The sequence below is a fragment of the Paenibacillus sp. SZ31 genome (assembly GCF_012912005.1).
GTDB lineage: Bacteria > Bacillota > Bacilli > Paenibacillales > Paenibacillaceae > Paenibacillus.
Map to the genome: position 1 here is coordinate 231936 of NZ_JABBEA010000006.1, position 16492 is coordinate 248427.

Below are 16492 nucleotides of genomic sequence, written 5' to 3' on the forward strand. Positions count from 1 at the left end.
CCATATCCCCTAAAAAAGTCAAAGCGCTATCCCCGGTCTGATCGGAGATAGCGCCATTTTCATTTTCATGGAATGAATCGTACACCAGACAACTTCATTCTCGTGCAGATTCTACATTAAGATTTGGTATTCAGTTCATGTGAGGTCTGATGCAGCTCTCTAATCATCTGCTGCAAAAACATGTTGTCTTGGCGACTGATACCGTGCTGATTGTCTTGAACAAGCATCTGATGAATGTTCTTTTTGAGCAATTCACTGCGACGTTCCAATACTTCTTGACTCATGTTGTTGCGTCACTCCTTAACATGTTTTGTAATGAATTCACGTTCTATATTAAGTATAGAGGACCTTCTCCGATAGGGAAAACGGACTCAGCCTTCCTCAGCTGTTCACACCAACCCTCACCTAGCGTGACAACATTTCACCACTTGTTGTTCTTAGATATCCTTCTAAATACTCCCTGATCCTCCCCAAGTTCCTCCAGAGATACAGACTAGGGTCTTGGGCAAGCTTGCGCTATAATGGTCCCATCCCTGCATAAATAAAGTACGTTATTAAGCTAATCCTAGATCAAAGGAGTTCTGCATTCATGTCCTATAAACAAATCAAATGGATGATTCTGCTGATCCCCACTTTCACAGTAGGCATCTGGGAATATATTCGCCATCAATTCCTGATGCCGTACCTTTCGATGGATGCCGGGAACTGGTTAACCCCCGTCATTGTGTACCTTGTCAGCGTGACACTGCTCAGCCGCTTGTTCCGCATGCTCGAAGGCGCCAGGGCTGCTCTGGAGCAAGAGCGGGCTGCCAAAGCCGCACTGGAAGCCCGAGATCAATTGGCCCGGGAACTTCATGACGGCATATCCCAGTCCCTTTTTCTGCTATCGGTAAAGACGGATAAAGCGGGGCGTAGTTTGGCCGGAAGCGGACATGAGTATGAGATCCAGGAGATTCAAAAAACGGTGCATGAAGTCAATACATATGTGAGACAAGCCATTGCCCAGTTGCGCTATGTTCCCTCCTCTACCGCGGCACCCGAGATTATCTCACTACATGCGCAGGTCGAAGTGCTCGTCAAGGAAACAGTACCTGGTGCACAGATTCACTGGGACCTAAGCGGTGTAACGTTCTCTGCCAAGGAGCAAGTGGAGATGCTGGCCTGTATCCGGGAGGGTTTATTAAATGTACGCAAACATGCGCAGGCTACACACGTTCAGGTTCACGCAGAAGGTAACCCGATTGCCTGGTTCATCTATATTCAGGATAATGGGAATGGACTAAGTGGAGATCCTCTTCATCTGAAGGATCGGTACGGACTGCGAATTACGAAGGAGCGTGCTGCCGAGATGGGATGGTCTTTTACCCTCGATTCAAGACCGGGGCATACACGAATGACGATTGGAAAGGAGCATGCCTAACATGGAACATGTACGTGTATTGGTTGTTGATGATCATGCGCATGCGCGTGAAGCGATCTGTAGTATTTTATCCGAGGACAGTCTGTTTGAAGTGATTGGCACAGCTCAGAATGGACAGGAAGCGCTAGAGCTCACCGGACAATGGATGCCTGACCTGATCCTGATGGATGTGCAGATGCCCGACATGGATGGACTGGAAGCCACCCGTCAAATCAAGTTGCGCTTCCCTTATGTTATTATCGTGATGGTCACGGTGTCGGATGATGTGACCTTTCTGTTCGAAGCACTGAAACAAGGCGCTCAAGGCTATTTGCTTAAAAATCTAACGCCTTCCACCTGGCTGGAGTACCTGCGCGCCATCGTCAGTGACGATGCACCACTCAGCAAGGAACTGGCCTACCGGATTTTGCAGGAGTTTCCCGCACCACGCAGTGAAGATGTGCAAGATAACCCGCTAACGGCGCGGGAGCTTGAGATTCTGCAGTGGGTATCCGCAGGATATACCAATCGGGAGATCGCTGATCAGCTCGGCATTTCCGACCAGACAGTGAAGAATCATTTGAAGAACATTTTGCAGAAGTTGCAGCTTGAAAATCGGGTACAACTCACCCGCTATGCACTGGAGAGCGGGCTTGCAGGCCGCAAGCTTCGCAAATAAACTTTTGCTGCTTCGAATCAGGATACATAAGCAACAAGTGACATATCATTCATGCTTTTGTCACATTTATGTAGACTTAATCGTTTTTTATAGCCCAATGTAGTCATACGCAATCATTTTGGACAAAGTTATAATGGGTTAGATTGTGTTTAAAACGCCATGAATGACTACAAATCTATAACCTGAGGGTGATGATTTTTTGATTTTTACAAGCTTTACCCTGAAATGGGGCAAACGGCACTGGGCATTGGTCATCAGCCTGTTGCTCGTATGCTGCCTTGTTATGCCACAGTGGGCATCTGCCCATGCTTATATTGTTAAGGCCTCGCCTGGAGAGAACGAGATACTCGTAACTGCTCCGGAGCGGCTGACGCTGGAGTTCAACGAATCCTTGCAGACGGCCTTTTATGATATCAAAATTACCGGGCCTGACGGCAATCAGGCAGACGATGGAAACGTGCAGATTGATGCGGATCGCCCTCATATTCTGGAGACTGGCCTTCTGGCCGGACTTGGCAACGGAACGTATGCCGTCAACTGGAAGGCTGTATCTGCCGATGGGCATCCTATTCAAGGAGTGTATGTTTTCCATATCGGTGAACCTTCCGGATCGCCTGCCGGGCTGAGTGATCTTACATCCGGTTCCGGTTCAACAGGTGGACCGCTGAAATGGATCGTATCCCTGACCGACTGGATTCAGTATCTCGGACTTTCCATCATTCTGGGTACACTCGCGTTCATGCTGCTGCGGATCGCTCCGACTTCCATGACAAGAGAACCTATGGACGTTCCGGGGAGCTACAGACTGTTATGGATCAGCTATGCTGCCGCTTCTTTTGCCGCACTGGTCAGCCTGCCACTGAACACGTTATATGAATCTGGCGTGGCGCTGGGCGAGTTAAGTTGGGGACTAATCGGAAGTGCGCTCAAGCTGACATCCTTTGGCCAGATCTGGATGGTGCAGATGCTGGTCGTGATGCTGCTGGCAGTCACTATTCTGTCCGGATATGATCGGGATCGCTCCATCCGTGTGCGCATCTGGTCTTCCTATGGCTCACTTGTGCTCGTGCTCGGCTGGTTGTTCACACATGCCATGACCGGACACCCTGCTGCTGCCGATCAACGTGGACTCGCCATTGCTATGGATTTCGTGCATCTGATCGGTGCCGCTTTCTGGATTGGCGCATTGACGGCCATGGCGATATGTCTGCCTCCACTGGCGGATAAGCTACCATCGAAGGTTCGAGGGGAAGTATACTGGGTTGCCATTCGCAGGTTTACCGCCTGGGGGATTGGTGCCGTAGCCGCTCTGGTCGCTACAGGAATATACAGCAGTCTGATTATTCTGCCTGCACCCGTGCTGACCTCCTTGTTCACAACAGCCTATGGTCTTGTCCTGATCGGCAAGATTGTCCTGCTTATTGTGATGCTTGTCTTCGCGTGGCGTCATGCCCGATTGGCAAGAGCAGCAACGGGAAGCAGATTATCCGGTAGCCTAAAAGCCGAACTTGCCACCGGCGCTGTGATTCTCGCTCTGGCCGCCGTACTGACCCATCTGTCCCCAGGACAACCGGCAGCGGTCGGACCGTATCAGGAGACGACGACTACAGAAGATGGCTCAGCGATCACACTTCAGGTGAGTCCCAATGTAACGGGAGAGAACCAATTTGAAGTGGACGTCAAAGGTGCAGATGGCAGTATCGTCAATGATCTAGAACAGATCACCCTGTCACTCACACATCTGGACATGGATATGGGGATCTATGAGATCACCATTCCGAAAAATGACACCGGTGTGTACAAGGCTGAAGATTATATCTCGATGCCTGGACGTTGGAATATCAAGGTACATCTCCTGACCAAAACGTTGGATGCACTGGATGCCGAATTTGAGATCGACACCGCCAAGCCATAGTTACACAACGTTTATATTGAAAAGTGACCCAATCTAAAATTAGTGTTTCTATAAACTGCAAATGTAGTGAAGGAAACGAAATTGATTCTGGAGAAGCGAAGCTAAAAGCTTTCTGATCTACACGAGAACGGAGAGGACAGAAATAGCGTGAAGAAGCGAAGCGTTCGCCTTTATCCCCGGATTTTACCCTTTAAGAAAAAGGAATCAAAAAATCTGGGGATAACAGCGATCGGAAGGTTATTCTGTCATCGAAGTAGCAAGTGTAACCTGCTTTTAATCACTCGAAAGAACCATTCGTAACTGAAACTGTGCTTTGCAGAACGTAGACACTTATTTAAGAAAATGGGCCGCATCATATATGATAAGAACTGAGAGGGGTTTTTTATTTTGAAGAAAACATCATGGATTTCCAAACTAACATCCACTATCGCAACAGGTACCGCAGCATTCATGTTATTCGCCGGATTCGCGAGCGCTCACGTTACCGTTAGCCCATCCGTTGCACAGACAAGCGCATGGCAGACGTACACGATTAAGATTCCATCCGAAAAAGAACTGCCTACAACCAAAATCACAATGAAAGTTCCAGAAGGTGTTGCATTCAAGCAATACCAACCACTGGCAGGCTGGAAAATCACTACAGAGAAGAACGATTCCAATGAAGTAACATCGATCACATGGGAAATTGAAGGCGATAACGAGGGCATTCTGGCAGGACAATTCCAACAGTTCAACTTTGTTGCACAGAACCCTAAGGCTGAAGCTGAGGTGGCTTGGGATGCATTCCAATACTACAGCGATGGTAGTATCGTAGAATGGACAGGCCAACCAAGTGACGCCAACCCACACAGTATCACGACGATTAGCGAAGATCCGGCTGCTGCTGGTAATGCTGCGGCAGGTGGAGGTCATGCCAACGATGGACATGATAGTGCAGGTACAGAAGGAGCAGCCACTGGGGATAATGCAGCTACCGATGATAACAAAGCAAACGATGACACCACGCTGGGTGATGCACTCAATGACACCGTTACAGGTGAGCCGAACAACACGGATACAGACCCGGGTACGCTGAAGCTTCAACAAGCAACATTGATCGTATCCATTCTGGCCCTGATCCTGTCCTTCCTGGGAATCGCTTTGGCTACACGTCGCAAAAAACGTTAAGAACTAACTTCCAGTTTTACGATAACTTGAGACAAATTAAGATCACAAAAAAGCCTATGGTATCGGGATTAATCCCGATGTACCATAGGCTTTTTTTCTGGTATTCATACGTTTTACTCCGCGGTCTATACTTTCAATCATACTATTTGTACTCAAAATTACATACAATCGCGCGACATTTCTCCACGGTTTTACACTCATCTTAACGCTGATGCCATCCGCAATATGGCATCAGCCTTACCACTCTTTAGCGTTCCTGATCCGTCTGGATCATAATCTCAATGTATTGCAGCAAGCTTTTCTTCTGCTGTTCAATGGATTGAATGCGTCTGGACAGGCCCGCAAAAAACTCTTCAATCTGCTGCCTTGTATGATCTGCAGACTGCCCTTTCCAATCGTTCAGGCGACTGTATAGCGCCCTCGCTTCCTGTTCATCGGCTTGCAGACGGGCAAGCAGCTGTGTCAGTTCTTTTTCCGCAATCCGAAGATCATTCAATTCCACCAGCAATTGTCCACCCACTCGCGTTCCCCTCCCCCTATGTACGTGATATCAACGCTAACCACCCAAGAATCCTAATTAAAATGAACCGGACTCTCGTCCGCCTGCCGGAAGGCTTCCGCCTTCTCATCAATAAAGTTCAGGAACTGGCTGGTGTGTTTCATATGCCATGTGCCAAGCTCATGAATGGATGCGTCCAGTTGGGTGACAATCGGCTCCAATCTGCGACTGCGACTCGTATGCAGATATTGCGCCATGCGGGTTCGCACCTGATTCAACTCCGCATTGCACTGTTGTGCATTCTGCTTCCACCGCGAAGCGACACTTTTCAGTTCTTCCGGCGTTACCTGAATCAGACCGGAAGCCGCAGCAGCCGAAGCCATACCTCCACCGCCACCAGACTTGGAACGTAACGGACCGAAGTTCTTGCTGAACGGCCCCATGTGATCCATAAGGCGCGGTGAATAGCGGATTCTTTCTCCAGTAATCGGATCATACAGGTCATTGGATATGTAACCATTTTTGAAATCATATTGATCCAGACTGTGGTAGTTTTCCCCGCCAAACGAGTTCTTGGCTTTATCGATAATGCTCACGCCATCATTCGCCGAATCATAATCGGAGTTGATGTAATAGGTCGATCCCACATGCCGATCATATCCTCCGAGCGTTCCGCTAGCTACCAGATCACTGGGATTTGCATAGTTCACAACCTGCCCGTCAAATGCACCCGCTTCAGCCTGGCGCCGCACTTCTGGCGTCAAATTACCCATTACAGATGGTGCACTAAACGTCACGGCTGGAATTCCGGTATAAGCGGATGCATATTGTGCATTTCCACCGCCCAGGGAATGTCCGGTCATCGAAAAATTCAGATCCTTATGCTTGTTCTGCATGTGATTTGCATAGTCTTCGGATTGATACATCTGGTTGGCCCAGCCTGTAGGGGAGATAGTTTTTTCAATATCTTTTACACGATCACCCGTCCAGTTCTCTACGCCTCTTACCCTGTCACCAGCCCAATCCTCCACTTTGGATATGCCGGTGAAGTCCTTGACGCCTTCGACCCCTTTGTCGAGCCAATCCGGCGTAAGATTATTGACAAAGTTTCCGGCCTCCTGCTGGCCCTTACGAATTAACTCTCCGCCCCCGATGCGCCCATCCATGACAAAGTCAGGTACAGAGCGATCCAAGGACGCACTCCCTTCTGTACCACGATAAGCAATGACAGCTTCCTTGGTCTCGGGATTATAAAATGTTACGGCATCAAAACCGGAAAAATTGTTACTTTCCGTCCCCTCAAGGACCTCCCATCCGGGAAGTTCCGTTAATCGATCTCCAGCCTTTTGATCCTGATAGGCTAGATCAGACATCGTTTTATACGTTTCATCATCAATATTGGACCCGTTACTCAATACCTGCACCTCCCTTTATTTGACGTATGGATCGTGTCCCTTGGCCATCATCACTTCCTCAATTTCAGGGCTGATAACCAGGTTCTTGGTGACCTTCTTTTTGTAGTCGTACGAAATGCCAAAACTCTGATCTTCATGATCTTTCACATGCCCTTTCAGTCCAATCTGGGACACTGCCATTTCCGGCAACAACTCTTTGCTTGTAATCACAACATCCAGTTCGAACTTCTGTTTGAAGTGCTGGATTACGGTTGCTTCAGCCTCTTGGTATAGAGCTTCCTTCTCACTTGCATTCATGTTCTGACAACCTCCCAGAATTATAGTTAACACCATCATCAGTGTGAATAAACTCATTAGCGATCCTGCACGTTTAATACCGATCCCCCCTCTTGGTAGAATGAAGGCACTCACGATATGTGAAGCACGCCCTATTCATCTGTTACCTGCATCATAGTACAAAATCAACATGACCACATCGGCTGAGAGCATCGTTTTCATGTAACTTTCTTCCTATATGATTCAAATCAGACACTTTGGTGTACATTACCCACTTTCCTAATTCTTGCATCATATACATGGTAATTTTTCCTTCCACGACAAAAAGAGCCTGCTCTTCGAAAGAGCGGCCCTTTATTTTACCATGTTGAACTGTTATGCCAATGCCATCTGCAGCGCAGTCAGCGCAATCCCGATAACAAATCCGGTAACGGCTCCGTTGATCCGAATCCATTGCAGATCCTGTCCAACCTTATCTTCAATCATCGAAACCAAAGTAGCATTGTCCATTTTGTCCACATTTTCGCGTACCAGTTTACCGATTTGGGAATGGTTTTTCTCCAGCAGTGTAGTAACGCCATCCACAATCTTGGCATTCATACCCGTCATCAACTCGTGATCTGCCCGCAGATCAACCAATACCCGCTCAATGGCAGGCAGTGCATACGTATCTACATACTGTCCATCTTCCATCGCGGCGAGCGCTTTGTCTCTCAGTTCGGTGAGCTTATTCAGCACGGTTTCCTCGGCGTTCCAGCCATCCAGCATATTGTTCTTCCAGCTGTTGATTCCATCTTGCACACTATCACTTATCGCGAGCCTTATTGTCTGGGTACGCACCAAATCCAGCACTTTGTACCTTAGCGCGCTACCTTCACGTTTCATATCCTCTACCCGATCGAAGAGATATCCTTGCAAAATGCCACCCAGGCGTTCCTCGTTCATGTAACCAAGGAACGCATTCATCGCAAACTGCATCAACCCATTCATCTGAATACCGCTGATGGCTTTCATGCCGCTTTCACCCAAAAACATGATCGTCTCGGGCTTAACGAGCCACTCCTCGGCTTGCTTCAGTCCGTAGTCCAACGCTTTGGCGTCGTAACCCCGCTCTGTCATCTGGTGGGCAGCCCGTTCCAGAATCGGCCCCAGATCGAAGGCACCCGCCTGTGACTTGATCTCACCCGCTACGAGTGGAGCAATCTGCTCTAACGGCAGACCCGCCAGAATTCGTTTGCAGAGCGTATCAATCATCGTCTTGATCCCGTCATTGTGAAGCTCACGCGTCAATGTATCGAGCACCGTCTCAGCTGCTTTGAAATCTGCAATTTTCTCGGTAATACTGTCTTTGTTGAGTAGGTTATTCTCTACTGCGGAGACCAGACCTTCGGTCATTTTATCCCTATTTTTTGGCAGCAATGCTGTGTGAGGAATGGGAATGCCCAGCGGGTGACGGAATAGCGCCGTAACTGCGAACCAGTCCGCCAGTCCACCCACGAGTCCTGCTTCAAATGATCCTACCAGCAACTTGCCCACTGGAACGCCCTGGAACGGCAAGGATGCAGCAAATCCCGCTCCCATCACCACGAGAGACCAGGCTGCTGCTTTTTTGGTTTGTTTAGGTTTAGCCATTGTATTCTTGCTCCTTTATCGTTAATCGCACGGCCGGCGTGTACCCGATTCCGCACTTCTTCGTTTCTTATGTAAAATCTCCAATAGTACAGTCTTGACTTCCATATTTCGTATACTTCATCTTATCACCCACAAGCGTCAAAACCAAACCTCTGGTTGAAGAAAAAGGATAATAGCGGCGTTTACTTCGTAAGATAGATCATGTTATTTTCCAATACAAGGAAGTTTTTAGTATAATCAATCAAGACGGCTCTTCGATATCGATTGGCCGCGGAACAGCAGGGTAATTACATAGTGGAACAAAGGATCAATAAGAGGAGGAATTTCGGATCATGAAACACGTGCAGGACACAACCACGCTCTACAACGGAGTCAAAATGCCATGGCTGGGTTTTGGCGTATTCAAAGTTAAAGACGGAGACGAAGTCGTTCATGCTGTCAAAACGGCGATTCAAGCCGGGTATCGCAGCATCGATACCGCCAAAGCGTATAACAACGAAACAGGTGTTGCCCAAGGTATTCGTGAATCCGGAGTAGCCCGTGAAGATCTGTTCATTACCACTAAAGTATGGAATAGTGATCAGGGATATGAATCCACGTTGGCTGCCTTCGAGGCAAGCATGGAACGACTCGAACTGGAGTACCTGGATCTCTATCTCATCCACTGGCCGGTCAAAGGCAAGTACAAAGATACATGGCGAGCGCTGGAGAAACTCCATAAAGAAGGACGCATCCGCGCGATCGGCGTGAGCAACTTCCAGATTCACCATCTGGAAGACCTGATGATCGATGCCACGATCAAACCTGCGGTAAATCAGGTAGAGCTTCATCCACTACTGATTCAATCGGAGCTTCGTGAGTACTGCAACAAACATCAGATTCAGATCGAAGCCTGGTCTCCGCTCGGACAAGGTAATCTGATGGATCATCCGTTGCTTCAGGACATCGCCGCGAAATACAGCAAGTCCCCCGCACAAGTAATTTTGCGCTGGGATCTGCAGAACGGCATCGTGACGATACCAAAATCCGTTACGCCTGAGCGTATTCACGCGAATGCCGATCTCTACGATTTTGAATTAACTTCGGAAGAAGTAGAGCAGATTAACGGCCTGAACGAGAACAAGCGCTTTGGTTCGGATCCAGACAACTTTAACTTTTAACTACATCATTCAAATAACTCAAAAAAATCCCGATTCAGATGCCCTGAGCATCTCGGATCGGGATTTTCATTTCTCATATCAAGTATTTACTATTCGCCTTTGGATACCAGCTTGAAATCATCAAAGTGGAAACCTGGCGCTACTACGCAAGTTACCAGTACAGGCTCATCGCCCAGCGGGCGTGCTGTCTGCCATACGCCGGCAGGAACGAGCACCTGTGGCGATTGACCTGCTGCAATATCCATCCCCAGAACGAGAACTTCCTCATTCTCCGGGTTCTCCCCGTTGCCGCCCAGCTTCAGTTCAACTGGACTGCCGCTGTGCCACAGCCAAAGTTCATCGGACAGAACCGTATGCCACTCGGAGATCTCATGTGCGTGCAGCAAGAAATACGTGGAACTTGCCGAGAATCGTGGGCCGGAGTATGCATCCGGCAGAACGGATTGAGGAATCTGATAGGATGCCTTCCATTCTTCCTTATACCAACCGCCTTCAACGTGAGGTTGCATATTGAGCGCAGCAACCAATGGCGATAATTCATGTGTCGTCATAACCTGTTTCCTTCCTTCCAAATCATAGTCGAGACACTCCTTAACCAGAGTTTTGCCTCTCTCTCCCTACTCTAAAACATCATTCAAGTTTTGTCACCTTGACAGCGCACATGGGCCATGCCAGATTCGTTCTCCTGGTATTTAACGATAGGATTAAAGAAATATTTCATTTCCAATGATAGCGTTTACAAAAAGATGGATTTTCCGTTATGATATGGATATCGTTGTTAATCCGTGAAGCAGAGGGGTGCTGTACCATGAGTCTCATAGAGGATCGAATTGGGCCCAAATATCGAATCGGGGAACATTCATTTACCATTGAACATATGCGCAGACATGATGGAAACGGTATGCCACAGCCTCACGCTCATCCATTCTACGAACTGTATTACCTGCTTGAAGGAGAGCGGGTCTATTCCATGAATGGTCAGATTCTGTCTGCCCGTAAGGGTGATTTTATTCTGATTAATCCACACGATGTACATACCACCTCCAAAGGAAGCATTCCCGGATTCGAACGGATTCTAATCGGTTTTTCGCCTGCTTTTGCGACGGGGATGGAACTCGGCATATGTGGGCTGTTGCCTTTTAATTTTTCAAGACTCCTTCGCCTACCTGAAGCGGAACAGCCTGAGATGGAGCGCATATTGTGGCAGATGCTGCAAGAGTGCAAAGAGCGCCGTCCTCACTATGAGATCGCGGTACGAAGTCTGCTTGCCCAACTTTTGATCCGTATTCATCGGGTAGAAGAGATCATCCGGCAGTCATGCCCAGGTCCGTTGCATCCGATGCAGGACAAAATCAGCGAAATTGTCACTTATGTAAATAACAACTATACCGAACCACTTACGCTAGAGGGTGCAGCGAATCGTTTTTATATCAGCCCATCCTATCTGAGCCGAATGTTCAGCCGATTTACGGGGTTTCGGTTTAGCGAATATTTGCGTGTTGTTCGTGTCCGGGAGGCACAGCGAAGATTGCTGTCCACACAAGAGCGCGTACAAATGATCGCAGAGAAGGTAGGATTCGAGCATACGGCTCATTTTAACAAAACATTCAAACAGGTCACCGGTACAACACCGCTGCGCTATCGCAAGGAACACCGGTAGATCATTAGATATTATCATATAGAAGCCGAGTGGGTAGCCTTGCTCCAGAGAATACGCCCCCTTATATCGAGAAGCACCATGATTACTGGATCGATGGCTACACCACTATGGCTGAATATGACCAACTTGTATAAACCTTATTACATAACGTTTACCTGCGAATGATCACACCATTTCGTACCTCAGGACCAACAGAGATCTGGCGGCCGTCTGTGTCGGCATCACATTCACGACATATAATGCCTGCAGATTCGTGTCCGGTCACCATCAGAAGGCGACCATCTGCACCCTTGCCTTTAATATCTTCCAGTTCTGCCCCTTTGCACTGATGCAAATGAATCAGCGGACCTTCTATGATCTGAGCATGTAATTCAGCGATATGCAGATGTTTTGCATGAGCACATTGGATACCACTGCGGGCTTGCACGTTGTAGCGTTCGATTCTAACGCCATCCAAAGGCAGCTCCGGCAACCCACTTACGAGCAACGCAGTGTCAGCACCGGCACAGACCACATCCGATATTCGAATATCCCGGAACACTGGCGTCTCTTCGCTAATTTCCTGAGACAGATCACTGCCCCGAGCAGACCCTTCCTGATTCGCATAGAAAAAGGAAAATGAAATAGCTTCCATAATGATATCTTTCATATAGATGCGCTCAATCTGAATATCCTCAACCACCCCGCCGCGTCCACGTGCGCTTTTGAAGCGAAGTCCAATGTCGGTTCCGATAAACGTACAATCAGACACACGCACATGCCGCACGCCGCCGGACATTTCACTGCCAATCACGAAACCGCCATGCCCATGATACACCGTGCAATTCCGAATGGTAATGTACTCCGATGGAAGACCCAACTCACGACCTTCGGCATCCTTGCCTGATTTCAGACAGATCGCATCATCGCCAACATCGAATACACTCTGCTCCACCACCACATGACGGCAGGATTCAATGTCCAGCCCATCTCCATTCTGTGAGAACCACGGATTCCGTACACTCACGTTACGAATAGTTACATGCTCAGATGCCCATGGGTGCAGATTCCATGCAGGCGAGTTCTGGAACGTTGGACCGTCCAGCAGTACCCGTTTGCATCTGCGCAAGCTGACCATGTTAGGGCGCAGAAAGTCTCTGACTTCTTCATAAGATGCCACATCACGTACCTGCTCCTGATGCAAACGATTCGCAATGGTACCGCCTTCACGTGCAGATGCGGACGGCCACCAGATCTCTTCAACTCCATCGGATTGCTCAACAACGCCACCCGAAGCAACCAATCGGTTCCACTGTGAAGTCGTCATTTTGGAGCGTTTCACCGGACGCCAGGCTTCACCGCCTCCATCCCATATCCCCTCGCCTGTAATCGCAATATCCTCCAGTTGATCACCATCAATCGGAGATTGGCAACGAACGACCTGCCAGCCTTCGAAGCTTGATGCAATTAATGGGTATTGATCAAAATCACGGCTAAATGTAACCAGTGCCCCTGCTTCCACATGCAGTTCGATACGGCTGCGCATTACAATCGGGCCTGTAAGCCATACCCCGGCAGGAATAACGATTCTGCCACCTCCTGCTTCGGCACATGACGCAATAGCGAGTCGGAACATCTCCGTATTATCCGTTACACCATCTCCAATAGCACCATAGTCTGTAAGCTGAAAATCCTGAGCAGGAATGACAGGCAAATTAACTTCATAAGCTCGAACATCGGACTGAGCACTTGCTCCTGTCGACATTGGGGAGTGATATGTATTCATCGTGCAAAATCATCCTCTCTACCTGTAATGGAATCGTTATGGGATCAATATTTCGCTACGACCTTCTTTTTTTACGTTCAGACGGGTGCTCTCCGCTCCATCATATCAATGGCAGGATGCACAGGGTTGAGCTTTTTTGCCATGTACGGTTAGAACTTCATGGTATTTGTTTTGTTGATCAGAGTCATAAATCAAACATCACTTTCAGTATACTCTATACACCTATTCCAAAGTTTGGTAAATAACTAGGAGATTAGATTCATTTTTCTGTCAGGATTCGTCACAAGAGATTTAATAACATGACAGATATATAACACAATTACTGGCTATAGCCCTAGAAAGACCATTACTTATGTCATGTTTTATCACAAACCAATTGCCAGAAGCAGGATGACTATGTATGATTAAATAACTAGTTTCAATTAATTCCTTATTATTCCTTTTCCACACAAACGTTGCAGAAAGGATGGGGTGTACTCTTGATTGAATTTAGGGGTGTCCAAAAGCATTTCGGTCATTTTCATGTCCTCAAGGATATCCATCTTCACATTGAAGAAGGAGAAGTCGTCGTCATTATCGGACCTTCCGGCTCCGGCAAAAGCACATTACTCCGCTGTATTAATCGCCTGGAGACCATTACCGAAGGTGAACTTGTCGTCAGTGGGATCCCTCTACATCAGAAAAAGGTGGACATTAACCTCTTCCGCCGTGACATCGGCATGGTATTTCAACACTTCAATCTCTATCCTCACAAAAAAGTCATCGATAACATTACCCTTGCACCCATGAAGGTGCGCAAACAACCCAAAGAACAGGCAGCATCAACAGCAATGAAGTATCTGACCCGGGTGGGCATTGCTGACAAAGCAGACAGTTATCCCTCCCAGTTGTCCGGTGGACAGCAACAACGGGTAGCCATCGCCAGGGGACTCGCCATGGAGCCCAAAATCATGCTTTTTGACGAACCTACCTCTGCACTCGATCCCGAGATGATCGGGGAAGTCCTCGATGTTATGCGCTCCCTTGCCCATAATGGCATGACCATGGTCGTCGTTACCCATGAGATGGGATTCGCCCGCGAAGTTGCGGACCGGGTCATCTTCATGGACGAAGGCCGAATTGTAGAAGAGGCCATCGCCGCTGAATTTTTTGACAACCCCAGAGAAGAACGGGCACAGCAATTCCTGAGCCGTCTGATTCATCATTGAGAATAATCCACTATTCCATTTTGAAAGGGGTCTTTATTCATGAAGAAATTATTGAAATGGCCATCATTTATGCTTGTCCTCATTCTCTCGCTTGTATTGTCTGGTTGTAGCACAGGTACAGATACACCTTCGGCGAGCGGTGGTGGTGACGCCGTGGCGAAAGGCACGATTGAGCAGATTAAAGAGCGCGGCAAACTCATTGCCGGTGTGAAATATGATACGAAGCTATTCGGATTGAAAGATCCCGCAAGTGGCAACGTTGAGGGGTTCGATATTGATATCGCCAAGGCACTTGCCAAGCAGATCCTCGGAGATGAAACGAAGGTCGAGCTGAAAGAGGTCACTTCCAAGACGCGTATTCCCATGCTGCAAAACGGAGACATCGACATCATAATCGCCACGATGACGATTACAGATGAGCGTAAGGAACAGGTGGATTTCAGTGACGTTTACTTTGAAGCAGGCCAATCCCTGCTCGTGAAAAATGATAGTGCGATTACTGGCCTGGAAAGTCTCAGCGGTGTGAAAGTGCTCGCGGTGAAAGGCTCCACATCCGCTCAGAACATTCGCGAGAAAGCTCCCGATGCTGAGGTGCTTGAATTCGATAATTATCAGGACGCGTTCACCGCTCTCAAAGCCGGTAAAGGCGAAGCGCTGACCACAGATAACATCATCCTCATCGGCATGCAACAGACAGATAACAGCTTCCAATTGGTTGGTGGTAATTTCACAAGTGAACCTTATGGTATGGCCATTCGCAAAGGCGACACTGCCTTCGTTGAAGAGGTCAACACACTGCTCAAAAGCTTGCAAGACAGCGGGGAATACGACACATTACATGAGAAATGGCTGGGCGCGAAGCCCGAGTAACCCCGATTAATGATGAGTAAGCGGCGAATTCGTCTGCTGGATGCGATGCATGAGCAGGCGTAATCGCCGTTTCTACATCTCGAGAACGGAGGGTTCGCCTATATGGGCACATTGGATTTCAACGTACTGATGCGACACTCGGATCGTTTCCTGGAAGGTTTCCTGAACACCATTCAAGTGAGCATTATGGCTCTGATCGGTAGTTTTATCCTTGGCGCAATCCTGGCCATCTTTCGGATATCCCCTGTGAAACCACTGAACTGGATCGGTACGGCTTTTGTGGAATTTATCCGGAACATCCCGCTGCTGTTGGTTGTATTTTTCTTCTATCTCGGACTGCCTGCACTTGGCATTTCGCTGGATGGATTTGTCTCCGGTACTTTGGGTCTGACCATCTATACCGCCGCTTTCATTGCCGAAGCGATCCGAGCGGGCATTCAGACTGTACCGCGTGGACAGCTGGAAGCAGCAAGATCCTCAGGCTTGTCCTATGTACAGGCCATGAACCTGATCATTCTGCCCCAGGCCATCAAGATTGTCTTGCCGTCCATTGGTAACCAATTCATCAACCTGGTCAAAAACTCATCTATTCTTGCCGTCGTCGCTGGCATGGATCTCATGTATTTTGCCGACCTCGTTAACTCGGATACGTTCCAGCCGCTAAGTGTGTACACCATTGTTGCCCTGTTCTATCTGGTCCTGACACTACCACTCAGCTTCCTGGTGCATTATATGGAGCGCAGGTTCGGTCAGAGCGATGCAGAGGCGCGTAGCACCAAGGGCAAACCAAAGAAAAACAAACCGGCAGGTCAGGTCACCATGTAACAGATTGACCCTTTTCTCGGCA

At 48.3% G+C, this 16492-nt stretch carries 16 protein-coding genes; 9 read left to right on the top strand and 7 right to left on the bottom strand.

Annotated features, from left to right (window positions below; all coding sequences use genetic code 11):
- Positions 1 to 116: 116 nt before the first annotated feature.
- Entirely contained in the window at positions 117 to 284 is a 168-nt protein-coding gene (locus HF638_RS14795; protein WP_169480879.1) for a hypothetical protein, read from the bottom strand.
- A gap of 305 nt (positions 285 to 589) precedes the next feature.
- Here HF638_RS14795 and HF638_RS14800 point away from each other — a divergent pair, with 305 nt between their 5' ends.
- From HF638_RS14800 to HF638_RS14815, 4 genes are all read left to right on the top strand, one after another.
- Positions 590 to 1420 (top strand): sensor histidine kinase, encoded by an 831-nt coding sequence (locus tag HF638_RS14800; RefSeq protein WP_169480880.1) that lies wholly within the window; start codon positions 590 to 592, stop codon positions 1418 to 1420.
- A gap of 1 nt (position 1421) precedes the next feature.
- A complete protein-coding gene (locus tag HF638_RS14805; protein ID WP_169480881.1) occupies positions 1422 to 2078 on the top strand; it encodes a response regulator in 657 nt (218 codons plus the stop codon).
- Positions 2079 to 2277: 199 nt separating this feature from the next.
- Positions 2278 to 3993, top strand: a complete 1716-nt coding sequence (locus HF638_RS14810; protein WP_169480882.1) for a copper resistance CopC/CopD family protein — start codon at positions 2278 to 2280, stop codon at positions 3991 to 3993.
- A gap of 387 nt (positions 3994 to 4380) precedes the next feature.
- Complete coding sequence (locus tag HF638_RS14815) at positions 4381 to 5160, top strand: YcnI family copper-binding membrane protein (RefSeq protein WP_248278143.1); 780 nt, start codon at positions 4381 to 4383, stop codon at positions 5158 to 5160.
- A gap of 247 nt (positions 5161 to 5407) precedes the next feature.
- Here the strand turns inward: HF638_RS14815 and HF638_RS14820 are convergent, their stop codons facing one another.
- From HF638_RS14820 to HF638_RS14835, 4 genes are all read right to left on the bottom strand, one after another.
- Positions 5408 to 5680: a hypothetical protein gene (locus tag HF638_RS14820; RefSeq protein WP_017691024.1), complete on the bottom strand. Its 273-nt coding sequence runs from the start codon at positions 5678 to 5680 to the stop codon at positions 5408 to 5410.
- Positions 5681 to 5733: 53 nt separating this feature from the next.
- Entirely contained in the window at positions 5734 to 7074 is a 1341-nt protein-coding gene (locus HF638_RS14825) for a Tle-like phospholipase domain-containing protein (protein ID WP_248278144.1), read from the bottom strand.
- A gap of 15 nt (positions 7075 to 7089) precedes the next feature.
- Positions 7090 to 7371: a hypothetical protein gene (locus HF638_RS14830; RefSeq protein WP_169480883.1), complete on the bottom strand. Its 282-nt coding sequence runs from the start codon at positions 7369 to 7371 to the stop codon at positions 7090 to 7092.
- Between the two features lie 354 nt (positions 7372 to 7725).
- Positions 7726 to 8982 (bottom strand): DUF445 domain-containing protein, encoded by a 1257-nt coding sequence (locus HF638_RS14835; RefSeq protein ID WP_169480884.1) that lies wholly within the window; start codon positions 8980 to 8982, stop codon positions 7726 to 7728.
- Positions 8983 to 9314: 332 nt separating this feature from the next.
- Here HF638_RS14835 and HF638_RS14840 point away from each other — a divergent pair, with 332 nt between their 5' ends.
- Positions 9315 to 10142 carry an aldo/keto reductase gene (locus tag HF638_RS14840; RefSeq protein ID WP_169480885.1) on the top strand — a complete coding sequence of 276 codons (828 nt, stop codon included), beginning with the start codon at positions 9315 to 9317 and terminating at the stop codon, positions 10140 to 10142.
- A gap of 89 nt (positions 10143 to 10231) precedes the next feature.
- Here the strand turns inward: HF638_RS14840 and HF638_RS14845 are convergent, their stop codons facing one another.
- Positions 10232 to 10693 carry a cupin domain-containing protein gene (locus tag HF638_RS14845; protein WP_169480886.1) on the bottom strand — a complete coding sequence of 154 codons (462 nt, stop codon included), beginning with the start codon at positions 10691 to 10693 and terminating at the stop codon, positions 10232 to 10234.
- 257 nt (positions 10694 to 10950) lie between these two features.
- Here HF638_RS14845 and HF638_RS14850 point away from each other — a divergent pair, with 257 nt between their 5' ends.
- Complete coding sequence (locus HF638_RS14850) at positions 10951 to 11802, top strand: helix-turn-helix transcriptional regulator (protein WP_169480887.1); 852 nt, start codon at positions 10951 to 10953, stop codon at positions 11800 to 11802.
- A 151-nt stretch (positions 11803 to 11953) separates the two neighbouring features.
- Here the strand turns inward: HF638_RS14850 and HF638_RS14855 are convergent, their stop codons facing one another.
- Positions 11954 to 13567, bottom strand: a complete 1614-nt coding sequence (locus tag HF638_RS14855; protein ID WP_169480888.1) for a glycoside hydrolase family 28 protein — start codon at positions 13565 to 13567, stop codon at positions 11954 to 11956.
- Positions 13568 to 14022: 455 nt separating this feature from the next.
- Here HF638_RS14855 and HF638_RS14860 point away from each other — a divergent pair, with 455 nt between their 5' ends.
- From HF638_RS14860 to HF638_RS14870, 3 genes are all read left to right on the top strand, one after another.
- Positions 14023 to 14775 (top strand): amino acid ABC transporter ATP-binding protein, encoded by a 753-nt coding sequence (locus tag HF638_RS14860; protein ID WP_348982109.1) that lies wholly within the window; start codon positions 14023 to 14025, stop codon positions 14773 to 14775.
- A 39-nt stretch (positions 14776 to 14814) separates the two neighbouring features.
- Positions 14815 to 15645 (top strand): transporter substrate-binding domain-containing protein, encoded by an 831-nt coding sequence (locus HF638_RS14865; protein WP_169480890.1) that lies wholly within the window; start codon positions 14815 to 14817, stop codon positions 15643 to 15645.
- A 102-nt stretch (positions 15646 to 15747) separates the two neighbouring features.
- A complete protein-coding gene (locus HF638_RS14870) occupies positions 15748 to 16470 on the top strand; it encodes an amino acid ABC transporter permease (protein ID WP_076332614.1) in 723 nt (240 codons plus the stop codon).
- The last annotated feature ends 22 nt before the right edge of the window (positions 16471 to 16492 follow it).

Excerpts from the sequence above, each read along its gene's own strand:
- HF638_RS14865 (WP_169480890.1), top strand. The coding sequence starts at position 14,815 with ATGAAGAAATTATTGAAATGGCCATCATTTATGCTTGTCCTCATTCTC.
- HF638_RS14795 (WP_169480879.1), bottom strand. The coding sequence starts at position 284 with ATGAGTCAAGAAGTATTGGAACGTCGCAGTGAATTGCTCAAAAAGAAC.
- HF638_RS14870 (WP_076332614.1), top strand. The coding sequence starts at position 15,748 with ATGGGCACATTGGATTTCAACGTACTGATGCGACACTCGGATCGTTTC.
- HF638_RS14805 (WP_169480881.1), top strand. The coding sequence starts at position 1,422 with ATGGAACATGTACGTGTATTGGTTGTTGATGATCATGCGCATGCGCGT.
- HF638_RS14845 (WP_169480886.1), bottom strand. The coding sequence starts at position 10,693 with ATGACGACACATGAATTATCGCCATTGGTTGCTGCGCTCAATATGCAA.
- HF638_RS14855 (WP_169480888.1), bottom strand. The coding sequence starts at position 13,567 with ATGAATACATATCACTCCCCAATGTCGACAGGAGCAAGTGCTCAGTCC.
- HF638_RS14840 (WP_169480885.1), top strand. The coding sequence starts at position 9,315 with ATGAAACACGTGCAGGACACAACCACGCTCTACAACGGAGTCAAAATG.
- HF638_RS14830 (WP_169480883.1), bottom strand. The coding sequence starts at position 7,371 with ATGAATGCAAGTGAGAAGGAAGCTCTATACCAAGAGGCTGAAGCAACC.
- HF638_RS14800 (WP_169480880.1), top strand. The coding sequence starts at position 590 with ATGTCCTATAAACAAATCAAATGGATGATTCTGCTGATCCCCACTTTC.
- HF638_RS14850 (WP_169480887.1), top strand. The coding sequence starts at position 10,951 with ATGAGTCTCATAGAGGATCGAATTGGGCCCAAATATCGAATCGGGGAA.
- HF638_RS14835 (WP_169480884.1), bottom strand. The coding sequence starts at position 8,982 with ATGGCTAAACCTAAACAAACCAAAAAAGCAGCAGCCTGGTCTCTCGTG.